13 protein-coding genes and 1 tRNA gene are annotated in these 16704 nt (G+C 74.9%); 5 read left to right on the top strand and 9 right to left on the bottom strand.

Annotated elements, in window-relative coordinates; translation table 11 throughout:
• Positions 1–99 precede the first annotated feature (99 nt).
• Positions 100–396 (top strand): helix-turn-helix transcriptional regulator, encoded by a 297-nt coding sequence (locus IE329_RS40945; RefSeq protein WP_229927871.1) that lies wholly within the window; start codon positions 100–102, stop codon positions 394–396.
• On the top strand, positions 396–1634 hold the full coding sequence (locus IE329_RS29680; protein WP_229927870.1) for a site-specific integrase: 1239 nt from the start codon (positions 396–398) through the stop codon (positions 1632–1634). Before IE329_RS40945 ends, IE329_RS29680 begins: the two co-directional genes overlap by 1 nt.
• Positions 1635–1706: 72 nt before the next feature.
• Here the strand turns inward: IE329_RS29680 and IE329_RS29675 are convergent.
• The 6 genes from IE329_RS29675 to IE329_RS41895 all read right to left on the bottom strand — a co-directional run bounded on the left by IE329_RS29675 (position 1707) and on the right by IE329_RS41895 (position 7875).
• A tRNA-Pro gene (locus IE329_RS29675) sits at positions 1707–1780 on the bottom strand.
• A gap of 199 nt (positions 1781–1979) precedes the next feature.
• Positions 1980–3275 carry an MFS transporter gene (locus tag IE329_RS29670; protein ID WP_373311337.1) on the bottom strand — a complete coding sequence of 432 codons (1296 nt, stop codon included), beginning with the start codon at positions 3273–3275 and terminating at the stop codon, positions 1980–1982.
• Positions 3276–3578: 303 nt separating this feature from the next.
• Positions 3579–4373, bottom strand: coding sequence for a DUF1684 domain-containing protein (locus tag IE329_RS29665; protein WP_190214077.1), 795 nt, complete (start codon positions 4371–4373; stop codon positions 3579–3581).
• 164 nt (positions 4374–4537) lie between these two features.
• Entirely contained in the window at positions 4538–5398 is an 861-nt protein-coding gene (locus tag IE329_RS29660) for an acyl-CoA thioesterase (protein WP_190214076.1), read from the bottom strand.
• A 242-nt stretch (positions 5399–5640) separates the two neighbouring features.
• Entirely contained in the window at positions 5641–6348 is a 708-nt protein-coding gene (locus tag IE329_RS41900; RefSeq protein ID WP_308438412.1) for a transglycosylase family protein, read from the bottom strand.
• Positions 6349–7104: 756 nt separating this feature from the next.
• A complete protein-coding gene (locus tag IE329_RS41895) occupies positions 7105–7875 on the bottom strand; it encodes a LysM peptidoglycan-binding domain-containing protein (protein ID WP_190214075.1) in 771 nt (256 codons plus the stop codon).
• Between the two features lie 585 nt (positions 7876–8460).
• Between IE329_RS41895 and IE329_RS29645 the strand changes: the two genes are divergently transcribed.
• Positions 8461–9330, top strand: a complete 870-nt coding sequence (locus IE329_RS29645) for a hypothetical protein (RefSeq protein WP_190214074.1) — start codon at positions 8461–8463, stop codon at positions 9328–9330.
• A 274-nt stretch (positions 9331–9604) separates the two neighbouring features.
• Complete coding sequence (locus IE329_RS29640) at positions 9605–10207, top strand: hypothetical protein (protein ID WP_190214103.1); 603 nt, start codon at positions 9605–9607, stop codon at positions 10205–10207.
• Positions 10208–10487: 280 nt separating this feature from the next.
• On the opposite strand, the gene der is transcribed toward IE329_RS29640, so the two are convergent.
• From der to IE329_RS29625, 3 genes are all read right to left on the bottom strand, one after another.
• Positions 10488–11930, bottom strand: a complete 1443-nt coding sequence (gene der / locus IE329_RS29635; RefSeq protein WP_190214073.1) for a ribosome biogenesis GTPase Der — start codon at positions 11928–11930, stop codon at positions 10488–10490.
• 168 nt (positions 11931–12098) lie between these two features.
• Positions 12099–12812 carry a (d)CMP kinase gene (gene cmk, locus IE329_RS29630; RefSeq protein ID WP_190214072.1) on the bottom strand — a complete coding sequence of 238 codons (714 nt, stop codon included), beginning with the start codon at positions 12810–12812 and terminating at the stop codon, positions 12099–12101.
• A gap of 309 nt (positions 12813–13121) precedes the next feature.
• Entirely contained in the window at positions 13122–14207 is a 1086-nt protein-coding gene (locus tag IE329_RS29625) for a prephenate dehydrogenase (protein ID WP_190214071.1), read from the bottom strand.
• A gap of 223 nt (positions 14208–14430) precedes the next feature.
• On the opposite strand from IE329_RS29625, the gene IE329_RS29620 reads away from it, so the two are divergent.
• Positions 14431–16701, top strand: coding sequence for a DUF4139 domain-containing protein (locus tag IE329_RS29620; RefSeq protein WP_373311336.1), 2271 nt, complete (start codon positions 14431–14433; stop codon positions 16699–16701).
• Positions 16702–16704 lie beyond the last annotated feature (3 nt).

The following is a 16704-nucleotide window of genomic DNA, read 5'->3' as shown; positions in this document are numbered from 1 at the left end:
TAGCGGCAGTAGCGGATGCCAGAGAAGAAGGCAGCCGAGCATGTCGGCCGTGCCATGCACGCAATCTACGACTTTCCACGCGGTTAGGAGCACGGACCCTTGCCTGAGCAGCAGTTGACGATCACGCAAGTAGCCGAACTGATCAGCTCGGTCAGCCAGGCCAGTCAGAATGCGCAAGCCCGCCGAACAGGCCTCCTCGCCGGAGAGGGGTATTCCACTGAGGACGTCGCGGCGCTCATCGGGGTCGACCCGTCGTCTCTTCGACGCTGGCGTACCTCAACACCCATGCAGGGTCCGCCGTTCGTACGCCTGACCTCGCGTATCACCGTCTACAGCGTGCCCGACGTCCAGGCCTGGCTGGAGTCGCGTCGCATCGCCCCCGGAGAAGCCGCCTGATGCCCCAACAGAATCCTCCCATCGGCGTGAAGCTCTCGACTGACATCGAGTACCGCCCGGAGTACCCCAAGCCCTATAGGGCGCGGGTCCGCTGGTTCGACCCGATCTCGGGGAGCCGACTGTCCCGCTCCGAGATGTCCGTGACGGTGGAGGAGGCCGAGGCCTGGATTCTCGGGATGGATCGGCTGGCCAGCCGCGGCGTCAGCCCGGGTACCGCAACGATGCCGCTCACCGAGTACGGAGAGTCCGTGATGGATCTGGCGTTGCGCGGTCTGGAGTCCAAGACTCTCGACCCATACCGTGCCGGCTGGCGGCTGCGGATCGTCCCCGCGATCGGCCACCTGCCGGTGCGCGCCGTGACAAACGGTGTGATCGACCGGGCTGTGTATGGGTGGATCGCCGACGAGCACGGCCGTTCCACGGTGAAGAACACCCTCGCCATGCTCGTGCGCATCATGGAGCAGGCTGTCCGGGACGGTGTGATCGACATCAATCCGGCCCGGGTGAGCGGCTGGCAGCGTGAGTACCAGCGCGCCGAGGACGAACTTGACGACCCGCGTGCCCTCGCGCTTCCGGACTGGGACGCCCTGGACCGGCTCGCCACCGGCCTGGTCATGCGTTCGCACGGGGAGTACGGCGGCTGGGGCGACGTAGTGCGCTTCGCGGCGTGCACCGCTGCCCGTATCGGCGAAGTCTCCGGTGTACGTCGCAAGGACGTCGACCGGGAACGGTGGACATGGGACCTGTGCCGGCAGACCACGACCGCGCCCGGCGGATTGCTGGACAAGGGCACCAAGGGCAAGCGGCGCCGGTCGGTGCCGCTGATCCCGGAGATCCGCGAGCTGGTGGCCTGGCGCCTGGACGTGATCGACCGGGACCCGATGGCGAGGCTGTTCACCGGGCCGAGGGGCGGCCGGATCACGACCGCCGTGCTGCGGGACGCAACGCACTGGGACGAAGTGGTGGTGGGGCTCGGCTACGAGCACCTGCGGCGCCACGATCTCCGACACACCGGGCTGACGTGGATGGCGGACGCTGGCGTGCCCCTGCACGTCCTGCGGAAGATCGCCGGACACGGATCGCTGATGACCACGCAGCGGTATCTGCACCCGGACCGACGCTCGATCGATCTGGCCGGCGAAGCGCTGAGCGCGCACCTGAGCGGGCCACGCCAGGGCGTTGGTCTCGAAGTGGTCCCGCAGGACTTCCCCGGCCGCCATCTGCGGCTGGTCCGCTGACTTACCCTCGGAAACAGCAAAAGCCCCGCTGGCCTGGACCTTCGTCCAGTCAGCGGGGCTCCGACATCACTGTCGGGACGACAGGATTTGAACCTGCGACCCCTTGACCCCCAGTCAAGTGCGCTACCAAGCTGCGCCACGTCCCGTGGTCTCGGATCCTTGTCGCCGGACCTTGCGGTTCGACTTCTCGGCTTCTCGACCTTGTCCCCGGTGACCCGGTGACGTGGAAAACAATACAGCACGTGGAGGGGTGCTCGCTGCCAGGTTTCCGGGGGCGGCGTGGCTGGTGGGAGCGGGGGTCTGCAGGCGGGTGGGTGGCGGGGCGGTGCAGGTCAGGGGGGCGGGTCAGGGGGTGGGGTGGCGGGCGTCGTAGCGGAGGAAGGCCGGGCGGCGGGCGGCGAGCAGGAGGATGGCGGCCACGCAGGCCAGGCCGCCGGTGACGACGGAGACGGCGGGGGAGGTCAGGGAGGCGACGGCGCCGGATTCGAAGTCGCCCAGGCGGGGGCCGCCGGCGACGACCACGATGAAGATGCCCTGGAGGCGGCCGCGCATCTCGTCCGGGGCGGCGACCTGCATCATCGTGTTGCGGAAGATCATGCTGACGGTGTCGGCGCAGCCTGCCAGGGCCAGCATGAAGAGACCGAGCCACAGGTTGTGGAGCAGGCCGAAGGCGGCGATGGCCAGGCCCCAGGCGGCGACCGCGGCCAGGACGGCGAGGCCCTGGCGGTGGACCCGGCTGATCCAGCCGGAGAACAGGGCGCCGATCAGGGCGCCGACCGCCGGGGCGGAGACGAGCAGGCCGACCGTACGGGCGTCGCCGCCGTAGAAGCCGACGGCGATGGCGGGGAAGAGGGCGCGCGGCATGCCGAAGATCATGGCGGCCAGGTCGGCGAGGAAGCTGGTGCGCAGGTTGGGCTGCTCCCGCAGGAAGCGCAGTCCGTCCAGGACGGAGGCGCGGCCCTTGCGTTCGCCGAGCGGGCGCATCGCGGGCAGCCGCCACATCGCGTAGAGGGTGGCCGTGAAGGCGAGGGTGTCGACCAGGTAGGCGGCCTGGGCCCCGTAGGCGCCGATCAGGACGCCGCCGATCATCGGGCCCACAGTGAGGCCGAGGTTCATGCTCACCGTGTTGAGGGCGTTGGCCGCCGGCAGCTGATGGGTCGGCACCAGCCGGGGGACCATCGCGGAGCGGGCCGGCGAGCTGATCGCGAAGAATCCGGCCTGGACGGCCACGGCCGCGTACAGGACCAGGACCTGCCCGAGGTCGGCGAGCGCCTGGCCGGCCAGCACGGCGGAGACCAGGGCCAGGCCGGCCGCACCGATCAGGCCGAGGCGGCGGCGGTCCACGGTGTCGGCGATCGCTCCGCCGTACAGGCCGAAGGCGACCAGCGGGAACAGCGAGCAGAGGCCGACCAGGCCGGTGGCGAAGCTGGATCCGGTGAGGTCGTAGACCTGGACGGAGACCGCGACGGCCGTCATCTGCTGGCCGATCGAGGACACGGCCTGACCGAACCAGAGGCGGCGGTAGTCGGCGTTCTCCCGGAGCGGGCTCAGGTCGGCGAAGGCGCCCCGCGCGGCCCGCCGGTACCAGGGCGCTGCGCCCGCGGACTCGGCGGGCGCGGCGGTGACGAAGTCCGCGGTCACGGCGCCTGGGGTGACGGTCCCGGCGGTGACAGGCCCGGCGGTGACGGGATGGTCGGGGGCCGGGCCGTCACCCGGGGCATCGGGCCCGGGCAGGGACCGGCCGGGAGATCGCGGGGACTGGCTCGGGGACTCGCTCGCTGGAGATTGATTCGTCGGCACAGCATTCATCGTCGACTGCCCGTTCGGGGCGCCGTCCACCGGGGTGGGTGACGGCCCGCCCGGCGACGGACGGCCTGCGGAAGCCGTCACCTGGCGCAGGCCCGTCCGTACGGGACGGCGGGTGGGGAGCGGGAGCGGGGACGGCTAGCGCGTCAGGACGTGCTTCTCCCCTGCCTCGACCGCGATGGCGAACTGGTTGCCCGGCGGCGGGAAGGGGCAGATGAAGTGGTCCGCGAAGGCGCAGGGTGGCAGGTGGGCCCGGTTGAGGTCGAGCACGGTGCGGCCGTCCGCGTCGGGGGCGGGGAGGGTGATGAAGCGGAAGCGGTAGGTGTCCTTGCCGCTCGTCGCGTCGGCGATGACTCCGCTGAGCCCCGCGCCGGAGCGGCTGACCGTCAGGGTGTGGTGCTCGCCGGCGAGGGTGAAGGTGATCCGGCCGGTGACGTTCAGCGGCCGCTCCCGGCCGTCGGCGTTGGGCACCACCAGCGGGCGGTCGGCCTCGAAGGGGGTGAACACCGCAGGGACGGCCCACTCGGGCGAGTACGGGTACGCCGAGATGCCTGCGAACGCCAGCCGGGCCGGCGCGTCCGGGTCGAACACCCGCAGGGCTATCTCCCCCTCGCGCTCGATCGGGACGAGGCGCAGGTCGCCGAGGACGGCGGTGTCGGCCGCCGGGTCGGTGTCCGGGCGGAGCAGCACCTCGCCCTCCACCGGGGTCTCCGGGCTGCCCCGGCCGTCGAGCACGATGCCGTCCTGAGCCGTTGCGCGCAGCCGGACGCCCTCCGTGTCGCTCCACCAGAGGCCGGGCAGGCCGGGTACGGCAGCCGGCTCCGGCTCCAGCCAGTGCGTCCCCGTGAGCGCGAGCTGGCCGTGCGGCGAACTCACCGTTGCCGCCCGGCCGTCACTCCAGTGCTTCCACGCCTCTGCGGCAGTCTCGGTCATCGAAACGCTCCAGTCCGACAGGCACCGGCTCCACCGGTCTCAACACCCTCAACGCTCGGTCCGGGGGCGGAACATTCCCCGCAGGTCAGCACCGCTCCCGCCGGCGGACCGGACCCGGGCCGACCCACCCGGGGCCGGGCGGGGCCGGTCCGGGCGGCGGCCGCCTACTCCGGCAGCGGCCGGAAGAGGCCCTCCTGCACCACGGAGACCACCAGCTGCCCGCTGCGGTCGTAGATCTCACCCCGGGCGAGGCCGCGGGCGCCGTGCGCGACGGGCGACTCCTGCTGGTAGAGCAGCCACTCGTCGGCGCGGAACGGGCGGTGGAACCACATCGCGTGGTCGAGCGAGGCCATGTCGAAGTGCCGGCGACCCCAGAGGGGCTCGACGGGGACGCGAACGGCGTCCAGCAGCGTCATGTCGCTCGCGTAGGTCAGGGCGCAGACGTGGATCAGCGGATCGTCCGGCAGGGCGCCGTTGGTCCGCAGCCAGACACCGCTGCGCGGCTCGACCCCGGCCAGCTCCTCCTTCGACCAGCGCAGCCGGTCGACGTAGCGGATGTCGAAGGGCTGGCGGCGGCTGATGAACGGCGGCAGCTCGCCGAGTCTGCTGCCGACCTCCTCCAGGGCACTGGGCAGGTCCTCGGGGGCGGGCACCTCCGGCATCGCGTTCTGGTGCTCGATCCCGCCCTGCTCGGGGACGTGGAAGTCGGCGGTGAGCGCGAAGATCGAGCGGCCCTGCTGGATGCCGAGCACCCGGCGGGTGGTGAAGGAGCGGCCGTCCCGGATCCGGTCGACCTGGTAGACGATGGGCACCCCGGGGACGCCGGGGCGCAGGAAGTAGGCGTGCAGGGAGTGCACGGGGCGGTCACCCTCCACCGTGCGCCCGGCCGCGACCAGGGCCTGCCCGGCGACCTGGCCCCCGAAGGTGCGTTGCAGCTCCTCCTCGGGGCTGCGGCCGCGGAAGATGTTCAGTTCGATCTGCTCCAGGTCGAGCAGTTCGACCAGCTGGTCGACGGGGGTTCCCATGGGTGTGCTTCCTCTCCCGGGCGGCCCGGGGGAGGTCCTCCGCCCGGCTACCGCCTTCGTCCAGTCGAATTCTCCTGCGACCCGGCAAATTCCCGCGCCCGGGGGTGGTGGCGACGGCCGGGCGGGCACGGGCCGGCGCGGCCGGACGGCGCGCGGGGTGACGCTCAGGGGCGTGGGGACGGCCGGAGGGCGCGGGAGGACGGCCGCCGGCGCGAAGGCGACCGTCACCACCCCTCCGGTCATCACGGCGCGGACGCCGGTGGTACGAGCACGGGCGGTACGGGCGCCGGCGGCACGGGCGCGGGCGCACCCGCCGGGGGAACTCGGTGCCGGTGCGGCGCGCGGTCTGGTTCGTGCGCCCGCGTGCGGTGCTGCCTGCGCACCCGTTCACGGTCCGACTGGGGGCCGGGGTCCGGACCGGGATCCGCTTCGTCCGACGGATCGCTCCACACGTCGGGCGCGGGCTCGGAGTCGACGGGCCCGGAGTCCGCGGACGGGTCCGGAGCCGGATCCGGCGACGGGCCGCCCGGGTGCTGACCCGGATCCGGCGCGTCGTCCGGCCCCGGGCCGAGGTCCACGCCGAGGTCCACGCCGAGGTTAACGCCGGGATCGACACCGGGATCGACGCCGGGGTCGGTGTCCGGGTCGGTCCCCGGATCCGGCGCCGGCCCCGGCTCGATCTCCGTGGCTCCGATCTCGCGGGAGCAGACCGGCCAGGCCCCCCAGCCCTGCAGCCGGAGGATCTGCTCAGCGACGACGATCTGCTGACGGCGGGACGCGTGGTCCGGACGGTCGGCGTAGGCGTGGCCGCCGGCCTCCGCCCAGGTGGGCGGCCAGATCTGCAGACCGCCGTAGTAGCCGTTGCCCGTGTCGGCCCGCCAGTCGCCGCTGCTCTCGCACTGGGCCAGTGCGTCCCAGACCGCGTCGTGGACGGCCGGCCGGACCGGCACTCCCGGCAGCCTGGACGCGGCCGGCGGCAGTGGGGCGGCCGGTGGCAGCGGAACGGCCGCAGCGGGCGGGACGGTCGGAGCCTGCGGGGCGGTCGGCGGCAGGTGGGCGGCGGGCGGTCGCTTCGTACCGGGCCGGCCGCCGGGACGGCCCGGGTGCCGGGGTGCGGCACCGTCCGGGGGCGGGCCGGCGGACGGCCCCGGCCGGCCGGGCGGGCCCTGCGCGCCCGGCCCCGGAGCACCGGCAGGTGCACCGGCGGCAGCACCGAGGGCGACCCCGGGGGCCCCGGCCGGGTAGGGCACCGCCAGCGCGACGGGGGCACGCGGGCCGGGCCCGTCGAGCAGCGGAGCCGCGGCGGCGGGGCGCGGCACGGCGCCCGACACCGGAACGGCCAGCCAGAGCGCCACCGCGCCGATTAAGAATGCTTGTCGCTTAGTCCCAGGAAGGCACAGCAGCCGAGCGTAGGCGGAGGCCACCGCTACCGACCGTGACACGCCGTCGGTGCCTGCCATCCGGGGTACCGGACGGCGGGGCTCCTCCCCCGCCCGGCCGCATCCCCCGCACCGCACCGCCGGAGGCCCGCGCACATCCCTCCGGCGCACCTCGGCCTCGCCGGACGGAACGCACGCCCCGGACACTCCCGGACACTCCGGAGGCCCCGAACGCCCCGAACACTCCGGTCGCCCCGGAAACGCCGGACGGCCGCTCCCCCGGAGGGAAGCGGCCGTTCGGTACCCGCCGGGGTCACCCGGACCGGATCAGACGGTGAGGGTCTGGCCGGGGAAGATCAGGTCGGCGTTGCCACCGATGACCTGGGCGTTGTTGGCGTACAGGGCGTGCCAGTCGAGGCCCTTGGCAGCGGCGATGCTGCTCAGGGTGTCGCCGCTCTTGACGGTGTAGGTGCCGTCGGCGCTCTTCTTGGCCGGGGCCTGCTTCCAGGACTTCGCGGCGTCCGAGTTCGAGGACTTGGCCGACTCGGTCGCCTTCGGGGCCGGGGCGGCCTTCGCGGCGGCGGGGGCCGCGTCCGAGGAGGTGGCGGGCTTGGCCGGGGCGGCGGGCTTCGCCGGGGCAGCCGGGGCAGCCGGGGCGGCGGGCTTGGCGGCGGCCGGGGCGGCGGTGTCCACGGCGGCGGGGGCGCCGCCCTTGGTCAGGCCGGCCTTGACGGAGCAGACGGGCCAGGCGCCGGGGCCCTGCTCGGCGAGGACCTTCTCGGCGATGGCGATCTGCTGCGCCTTGGTCGCCAGGTTGGCCTGCGGGGCGTACGCGGTGCCACCGAAGGCGGCCCAGGTGCTGGAGGTGAACTGCAGGCCGCCGTAGAAGCCGTTGCCGGTGTTGATGCTCCAGTTGCCGGTGCTCTCGCACTGGGCGACGGCGTCCCAGGTGGCAACCGACGCGGCGGAGGCCGAGTGGGCCGTGACGAGGCCGGCCACCGGCAGGGCGGCGACAGCGCCGGCCATGACGACCATCCGCACGCGGTTGCGCTTGGCGGAGGTGGTGGTGGCAGCGGCGGTCTCGTTACGGAAGGTCATGAGGTTCCTCTCGACAGCCCCGGGCGGGCATGCGGAACCAGACCCTCGACGGGCCGTGTCTCACTCGCCTCACTCGATGAGCGGCCGGGCACGTATGGGACGTGCCGCGCCGCCCCGGCAGCCCTCCGTCACACCGCTGACCTGATCGGACCGGTCGCTGCGGCGGGCACGTCCCGGGCCGGGGTGAGCCGGCGGGTCGTGCGGCGGGGGGTGAACCCGGGTGGTGCTCTGTGCACCGGGAATGAAGCTACGAGTCGGCCGCCCGGGAAACCAAACAGTTCGAGGACTTCCCAGCTCAGCGAAGTGTTACCGGCGGTAATGATCTCGGATTCATGTCCTGAATGCACCTTTTAGCCATTATTTCCTAGATCAAACCTCGGCCGACCGTGACTCAGCTCATAGGTCGCCCGAACCCGAATCGCACTCGGGATCGACATATTGCGACCACGGAAGCACTCTCCGTCATCGGATTTGCGGCAATTCTCGTCAGCTCCCGGACCGACCCGTGACCCCTGACACAGGGGTCCGTTGGTAATGGCGGCCGGGGGCGCCCCCGTCACCCCCGCAACAACCCGAGGAGTCTTCGTGCCGCACATGCTCGATGTCAGCGACGAGGTTCGATCCGAGATCGGCGACGACGAGGCCGACCGCCTGCTCGGCGGGGCCCACGCGCCCGACACCTACGAATGCACGTCCTGCCGGACACCGGGCGACACCCTGATGGAGCCCACCAGCACCGTGCTCTTCATCGGCGACGAGACCGCGGTGCTCGCCTTCGCGCACTCCCGCTGCATCCCGTCCCAGGTGGTGCCGGTGTCCGAGGAGCAGTTGCTCGGCGCGGTCCGGAGCATCAACCAGGCGCAGGAGCCGGCGGCCGCGCCTCAGCAGCCCTCCTACACCGTGCCGCTCCAGGAACCGGCCCAGGTGCCGGCCCAGGCGGCGCCGGTCCAGGAGGCTCCGCTCCCCGCGCCGGCCGCCGCCGGGCAGGCCGCCGTCCTCGGCATCACCTGCGGGCTGGTGATGCACGGCGGCACCGGCCACGCCGCCCTGGTCGTCGAGCCCACCGGACCGGTCGGCCGGCCCGGCAACACCTCGGGCACGGACGAGTTCCTCAGCCTGCTGCAGGACGCCGGGTTCCAGCCGCTGACGGACGTGGACGTGACGCCCGGCCAGTTGTCCGGCTGGTCGGTGCTGATGGTGATGGGGCAGTTGCACGCGATCCTGCAGCCCGCCGCGGCCGGCGGCAGCACCGGGTGGTGGCAGGCCCACCAGCCGCTGCAGGTCACGGACGCCTGGCGGGTGGCGGCCGGCAAGCAGGCCGAGGTCACCATGTACGCGGTGCCGGCCGGGACGGTCGGCCGCCAGCCGCGCGAGGACCTGCTGCGGCTGGCCCTGGAACGGGCCGCCGCCCAGGGCCAGGTGGTGGCCGCCTCGCTCCCGCTGGCGGGCACCTGAGCGGGCCGGGCGGACAGCGAGGCAGGCCCGGCGGACACCGCGACGGTCCCGGCGGACACCTGAGCGGGCCCGGCGGGCCGCGCAGGGCGGACGGGCCCGGCAGCGCGCCCCGGACGGCCACCCGGGCGGGCGCGGCGAACACCTGGACCGGCGCGGCCGGTCCGGAGCGCCGCCCCGCCCGGCCCGCCCGCCCGACCCGGGGAGCCTCCCGCCGGAGGCCGGGGCGGGCGCTCCGGACCCGCATCCCCTGCCGTTCTCGCTCGTTGGCTCCTACGTGTACAGCTACGACGTCGCCGCAGCCCACCGTCAGCCCACCACCGTGACCAGCCGCCCGATCCCGGGCATGCGCCCGTCGTACGACGCGGAGCACCCCCACTCCACGACGCCGATCTACGACGAGCTGTACTCCGAGTACCGGCGGCTGTTCCGGGCACTGCCCGGGGACCGCTCGGGCGAGGAGGACCTCCGCTTCGCCGGCTTCGCCGTCCGGGACCCTTACCCGAGCCGGTCCGAGACCCGGTCGTACCCGCAGCAGCAACAGACCTTCCTCACGTACGCGGGGCAGACCCTCGGGGCGCCGCAGTTCATGCCGGGCCAGCAGAACGGCCAGCACGAGCAGCAGAACGGCACGCCCGGCGGATCGGGGGCCGGGCAGCCTGGCAGGCAGCCGGAGGACCGGACGGACGGTCAGAACGGGCAGCCGGCCGGCCTGCGCGCGGGGTCGCAGGCGGGGTCGCACGGCGGTCAGCTGGGGAACGGGCAGGGCTGGGTGGCCGCCGGCTATCTCGGCCCGGTGCAGGCCGCGGGGGCCGGGGTGGGCGGCCGGCACCGCAACCGGCTGTCGTTGCCGCCCGGCCGGAGTTCCGCCGAGTCCTGAGCCCGGCGGAACGGCAGCACGGCAGCACGGCAGGTCAGCAGGTCGGCAGGTCAGCGGGGCAGCAGCACGGGAGAACAGCAGTACGACGTAAGGGCGAAAGGGCGGGCGGCACGGCGGACGGCGCCGGGCTCGTCCCGGTGCGGGCCCCGTCCGGGACGAGCGCCCGTGGTCCGGACAGCAGGAGGCCCTGGCACCTTCGGGTGCCAGGGCCTCCTGTCTGCCGAGCGGGGCGGACGCACCGCCCGCCGCCGCTCAGCGGGGTGTCACGTGCGCCGGGGCGTCACTTGCGGCGGCGCTTCTCGCGCACCCGCACGGAGATCGAGATCGGCGTGCCGACGAAGCCGAACTCCTCACGCAGGCGGCGCTCCACGAAGCGGCGGTAGCCCGCCTCCAGGAACCCGGAGGCGAAGAGGACGAACCGCGGCGGGCGGATGCCGGCCTGCGTTCCGAACAGGATGCGCGGCTGCTTGCCGCCGCGGATCGGGTGCGGGTGGGCCGCGACCAGCTCGCCGAGGAAGGCGTTGAGGCGCGCGGTCGTGATCCGGGTCTCCCAGCCGGCCAGCGCGGTCTCGATCGCCGGGACGAGCTTCTCCATGTGGCGGCCGGTCAGCGCGGAGACGTTGACCCGGGGGGCCCACTGCACCTGGACGAGATCCTTCTCGATCTCGCGCTCCAGGTAGAAGCGGCGCTCCTCGTCCATCTGGTCCCACTTGTTGTAGGCGATGACGACGGCGCGGCCGGCCTCGACGGCCATCGAGATGATCCGGGTGTCCTGCTCGGCGAGGGTCTCGCTGGCGTCGACCAGGACGACGGCGACCTCCGCCTTCTCCAGCGCCGAGGAGGTGCGCAGCGAGGCGTAGAAGTCGGCGCCGGCCGTGAGGTGCACCCGGCGGCGGATGCCGGCGGTGTCGATGAACTTCCAGGTCTTGCCGCCGAGCTCGATCAGCTCGTCGACCGGGTCACGGGTGGTGCCGGCCAGCTCGTTGACGACCACCCGGTCCTCGCCCGCGACCTTGTTCAGCAGGCTGGACTTGCCGACGTTCGGGCGGCCGATCAGGGCGACCCGGCGGGGGCCGCCGGGGGCGACGCCGAAGGTCTGCGGCGGCGCCTCGGGCAGCGCGGCCATCACGGCGTCCAGCAGGTCGCCGGAGCCGCGGCCGTGCAGGGCCGAGACGGGGTACGGCTCGCCGAGGCCCAGCGACCAGAGGTACGCGGCCTCGGCCTCGGTGGACTGGCCGTCCACCTTGTTGGCGCAGAGCACGGTGGGCTTGCCGGCCCGCCGGATGAGCTTGATCAGGGCCTCGTCGGTGTCGGTCGCGCCGACGGTGGCGTCCACCACGAAGAGCACCGCGTCGGCGCTCTCGATGCCGAGCTCGGCCTGCGCGGCGACCATGGCGTCGATGCCGAGGACGTCCAGCTCCCAGCCACCGGTGTCGACCAGCTTGAAGCGGCGGCCGTTCCAGGTCGCCTCGTAGGAGACCCGGTCGCGGGTGACGCCGGGCTTGTCCTCGACGACGGCCTCGCGGCGGCCGATGATGCGGTTCACCAGGGTCGACTTGCCGACGTTCGGGCGGCCGACGACGGCCAGAATCGGCAGCGGGGCGTGCACGCCCTCGCCGTCCAGCTCCTCGCCGTCGAAGCCCTCCTCGGCCGCGAGGGCCATGAACTCGGCGTAGTCGGCGGCGTCCAGCTCACCGGTGCCGGTGGCGGTGTCTTCGGTCATCTTCGTTTTTCCATTTCCCGGCGCAGCCCTTCCCAGGGACGTGCCGTGCGTACCTGCCCTCGATGCGGGGCAGCGCGAAAAATCAGGGGTGGTGCGATCAAACTGCTACCGGCGGGACCGTCCGGGCCGGACGGTCGCGCCGGTGGTGGCGGGTGGTGCCGGCGGGGGTCAGACCGCCGACAGGCCGGCCCGCTCCTCGACCAGCTCGGCGATCGTGGCGATCACCTGGTCGAGGGTCAGCTCGCTGGTGTCGACCAGGACGGCGTCGGCCGCCTGGGCGAGCGGTGCCGTCTCCCGGGAGGAGTCGGCGGCGTCCCGGCGGGCGAGGTCGGCCGCCATCGCGGTGATGGTGGCCTCGTCGACGCCCTTGGCCCGCAGTTCGGCGGCCCGGCGCCCGGCGCGGGCCGTCTCGGAGGCGGTCAGGAAGATCTTGACGGTGGCGTCCGGGAACACCACGCTGCCCATGTCCCGGCCCTCGGCGACGATGCCGCGCTCGGCGACCCGGGCGCAGCCCTGCTGCAGCTCCACCAGCCGGGCCCGCACCTGCGGGACGGCGGCGACGGCGCTGACCTGGGCGGTGACCTCCGGGCCGCGGATCGGGCCGGAGACGTCCTGGCCGTCCACGGTGATGGTCGGGCCGGCCGCGTCGGTGCCGGAGACGATCACCGGCTTGGCGCAGGCGACCGCGACGGCCTCGGCGTCGTCGACGTCCACCTCGTTGGCCAGCATCCACCAGGTCATCGCGCGGTACATCGCGCCGGTGTCCAGGAAGCTCAGCCCGAGCCGGGCGGCGACCGCGCGGGAGACGGTCGACTTGCCGGAGCCGGAGGGTCCGTCGATGGCGACGACGACCGGGGCGTGCGCTCGGTCGGCAGTGTCCACGGGGCGAACCTCTCTCTAAACCTGGGGATGTCTCCCTCAAGGTTAGACGACCGGCGCCGAACCCCCGCCCGCTGCGGCCGTCACCCGCCCGGCCCAACGTCCCACCGGCTCCGGACGCGGCGCCCGGACGCGATCGCGCGCCCTGTCCGTGCCCCGTCCGCCGTCCTGTCCGCCGCCCTCTCCGCCCGCCGGGCCGCCGTCCCTTCCGGTGTCCGGGCCGGCCCCGCACGACCGCCCGGCACGAGCCGGCACGGCCGCCCCGGAGGCCGTCGGTCCCGGAGAAGCCCGTCGGTCCCGGAGGACCGTCGGTCAGTCCCGGACGCTCCAGCCGCGCTCGCGCAGCGCCGCCGTCAGCGGCTTGACCGCGCCGGGCGCCACCGAGAGCTGCACGAAGCCGACCTGCTGCCCGGTGGAGTGCTCGATGACGACGTCCTCGATGTTGACCCCGGCCGCGCCGACCTCGCCGAAGAGGCGCCCCAGCTCGCCGGGCTGGTCGCCGAGCACGACGGCGACGGTCTCGTAGCGGGTGGGCGGGGCACCGTGCTTGCCGGGGATCCGGGCCTGGCCGTGGTTGCCGCGCCGCATCACCGCCTCGATGCCGGCCGCGCCGGCCAGCCGCTCGCCCTCGTCGGTGGCCTGGAGGGCCCGCAGCGCGGTGACGGTCTCGCCCAGGTCGGTGGCGAGGTCCTCCAGGACGTCCGCGACCATGCCGGCGTTGGCGGACAGGATGTCCACCCACAGGGCGGGGCTGGAGGCGGCGATCCGGGTGACGTCCCGGACGCCCTGGCCGGAGAGCCGGACGGCGGTCTCGTCGGCGTGCTCCAGCCGGGCGGCCACCAGCGAGGACAGCAGCTGCGGGGCGTGCGAGACGAGGGCGACGGCCCGGTCGTGCGCGGCGGCGTCCATCACGATCGGCATCGCGCCGCAGAGCGCGATCACCTCCAGCACCGCGTTGAGCGTCCCGGTGTCGGTGTCGGGGGTCGGCGTGAGCACCCAGGGCCGGCCCTCGAAGAGGTCGGCGCGGGCGGCCAGCGGGCCGGAGCGCTCGCGGCCGGCCATCGGGTGGCTGCCGATGTAGTGGACGGTGTCGAGCCCCAGCGCGGCCACCTCGGCGCGCGGGCCGTCCTTGACGCTGGCGACGTCCGTGTACCAGCGGGCCAGGCCGCGGCGCTGGCAGTCGGCGAGGACCTTGCCGACCAGCGCGGGCGGCACCGCGATGATCGCCAGGTCGACCGGGCCGTCCGCCGGCTCGGTGGTCCCGGCGCCGAGCGAGGCGGCGGTGCGCGCGGCGTCCGGGTCGGCGTCCTCCAGGTGGACGGTGAGCCCTCGGCCGGTGAGGGCGAGCGCGGCGGAGGTGCCGATCAGTCCGGTGCCGACGACGGCGACAGTGCGCATGGCTGGTACGTCTCCTGACGGGCGGGCCTGGTGGCGGTGCCCGCCCATCCTCTCGCACCCGCGTGCACCGGCGCCCCCTCGCCCCCTCGGGTGGGCGCCGCCGCGGGCCGGTGCCCGGCCGCCGGAACGCACACGCCCGTCGGCGGCCAAATCCGGGGACAGCGGGCCCGGCGGGCGGCAGACTGTGCGCCCGGAGCGGCGCAACGGACGAAGGGACATCGGGGTGGCGGCTGAAGCGGTCGGCAGCGCGGGCGGGAACGGCAGTACGGACGGGAACGGCGGCGCGGGCGGGAACGGCACGGCGGACGGCGGCGGGGACGGGCGGGCGGCCACGGACGGCGGCGCGGCCGCCGCGGGGAGCTGGGAGTCGGTCCTCGACTCGGTGGTGGTGTACGCGGTCGGGGCGGTGTGCCGCAGACGCGCGCGCGGGCCGGTGCCGGCCGGCCGGCGGGTCAGGCTGACCGGCCTGCCGCAGGTGCTGGACGGACGGTCGCTGCGGGCCTCGGTGGTCGGCGGCGCGCCCGGCTGGAGCGTGATCGAGGCCCGGCTGGAGCCCCGGGCCGAGCTGCGGGAGCGGTCGGAGCTGCCGGAGCTCCGGCGCCGGCTGGACGAGGCCCGTGAGCGCGAGAGCGCCGTCCGGGAGCGCCACGGGCTGGTCCGGGCCCGGATCGACGAGACGGCCGCGCTGCGCGCCGTGCCGCCGCCCCGGCGCCGCGAGGAGCCGCACCGCCGGACCCCGGCCGACGCCTGGCTGGAGCTCGCGGACTTCGTGGACGAGCGCCTCACCGGGCTGCACGCCCGCGCCGAGGAGCTGGTCGAGGAGCTGCGGCTGGCCGAGCACGAGACCGAGGTCCTCACCGACCTGGTGGACCGCTCCTCGACGGCCGGCCCGAGCCGGCCGGTGGAGACCGGTGCCACCGTCCTGCTGACCCTGTCCGGCCCGCCCGCCGCCCCCGGCGGCACCGGGGCCGGGCCGGCCGCCGACGGGCCGGGGCCCGAGCTGGAGATCGAGCTGGAGTACGGCGTACCGGGTGCCCGCTGGGTCCCCGCCTACCGGCTGGACTACCGCCAGGGCGCCGGCAGCGGGAGCCTGCTGCTGCGCGCGTCCGTGGTGCAGCGCACCGGCGAGGACTGGGCGGGCGTGCGGCTGGCGCTGTCCAGTGCGGACCTGGAGCGCCGCACCGAGCTGCCCCGGCTGCGGTCGCTGCGGATCGGCCGCAGCCAGCCGGCCCCGCCGCCGACCGGCTGGCGCGAGCCGCCGAGCGGACTGTCGGAGCTCTTCGCCGGCTACGACGCCGCCGGCCCGCGCCCGGCCGGCGAACGGCCGGTGCCGGTGGCGGCGGCCCGCCCGGTGGCCTCGCGGCCCCGCGGCGGCAGCCTGGAGGCCGGCGGCCCGCCCGTACCGCCCCCCGCGCCCTTCGCCCCGGCCCTGGCGCCGTCCGCCGCCCCACCGCCGGCGCCCGGCGGCTACGGCGCCCCGCCGCCTCCGCCGGTCGGCTACGGCGCTCCCCAGGCCGCGGCCGGGTTCGGCGGCGCGGCCCCGGCGCCCCAGCCGGCCGCCCGGGCCCGCCGGGGCGGCACCCGGTCGGCCGACATCGCCCTGGCCGCCCCCGGTGGTCCGCCGCCCGGCGCCCCGCAGGCGGGCGGGCCGGCCGGGCCGCCCGCCCCGGACCGGGCCCTGCTCGACTACCCCGCCCTGCGGCTCTCCGGCCCGGAGCAGGGCTCCGGCCACCGGGGCGAACTGCGGCCGGCGACGGACGGCCCCGCGGGCCGGCCGGACCCGGCGGCGCGCGGCCGGGCGGAGCGGGTGGCCGCGCTGCCGCTGCCGCGCCACGCCGTCCCGCCGCGCAGGTCGGCCGGATCGTTCGACCACCGCTTCGACGCCGCCGCGCCCGCCGACATCCCCTCCGACGGCACCTGGCACACCGTCACGGTGGGCGAGGTCGAGGTGGGCCTGCGGCCGGAGTACATCTGCGTGCCGTCCGTCGAGGAGCGGGTCTACGGCACGCTGGTGATCACCAACGACTCGGCGCAGGCGCTGCTGGCCGGGCCGGTGGAGGTGACCGTGGACGGTGACCACCTGCTGACCGCGGGGCTGCCCTCGCTGGCCCGCGGCGGCACCCGGCGGCTGGGGCTCGGGGTCACCGAGAGCATCGAGGTGGCCCGTCGCACCGAGCTGCGCGAGTCCACCGCGGGGATGCTGAACAGCAGCACGGTGCTGGACCACCGGGTCCACGTCGAGCTGGCCAACCGGCTCGGCCACCCGGTCACGGTCGAGGTGCGCGAGCGGGTCCCGGTCCCGTCCGAGGCGGACATCAGGATCGAGGAGCGGGCCGGCTGGCAGGCTCCGCAGGACGCCGCGGACGACCTCCCGGCGAGCAGCAGGCTGTGGCGGGTCGAGGTGCCGGCCGGCGGCCGGGCCGAGCTCGACGGCGGCTACGAGATCCGAATCCCGGCCGGCAAGGCCATCGTCGGCGGAAACCGGAGGAACTGACCC

It is taken from the genome of Kitasatospora indigofera (assembly GCF_014655955.1).
Lineage (GTDB): Bacteria > Actinomycetota > Actinomycetes > Streptomycetales > Streptomycetaceae > Kitasatospora > Kitasatospora indigofera.
Note: the sequence above shows the minus strand (reverse complement) of the source record. Positions and strands in the feature narration are given on the sequence as shown.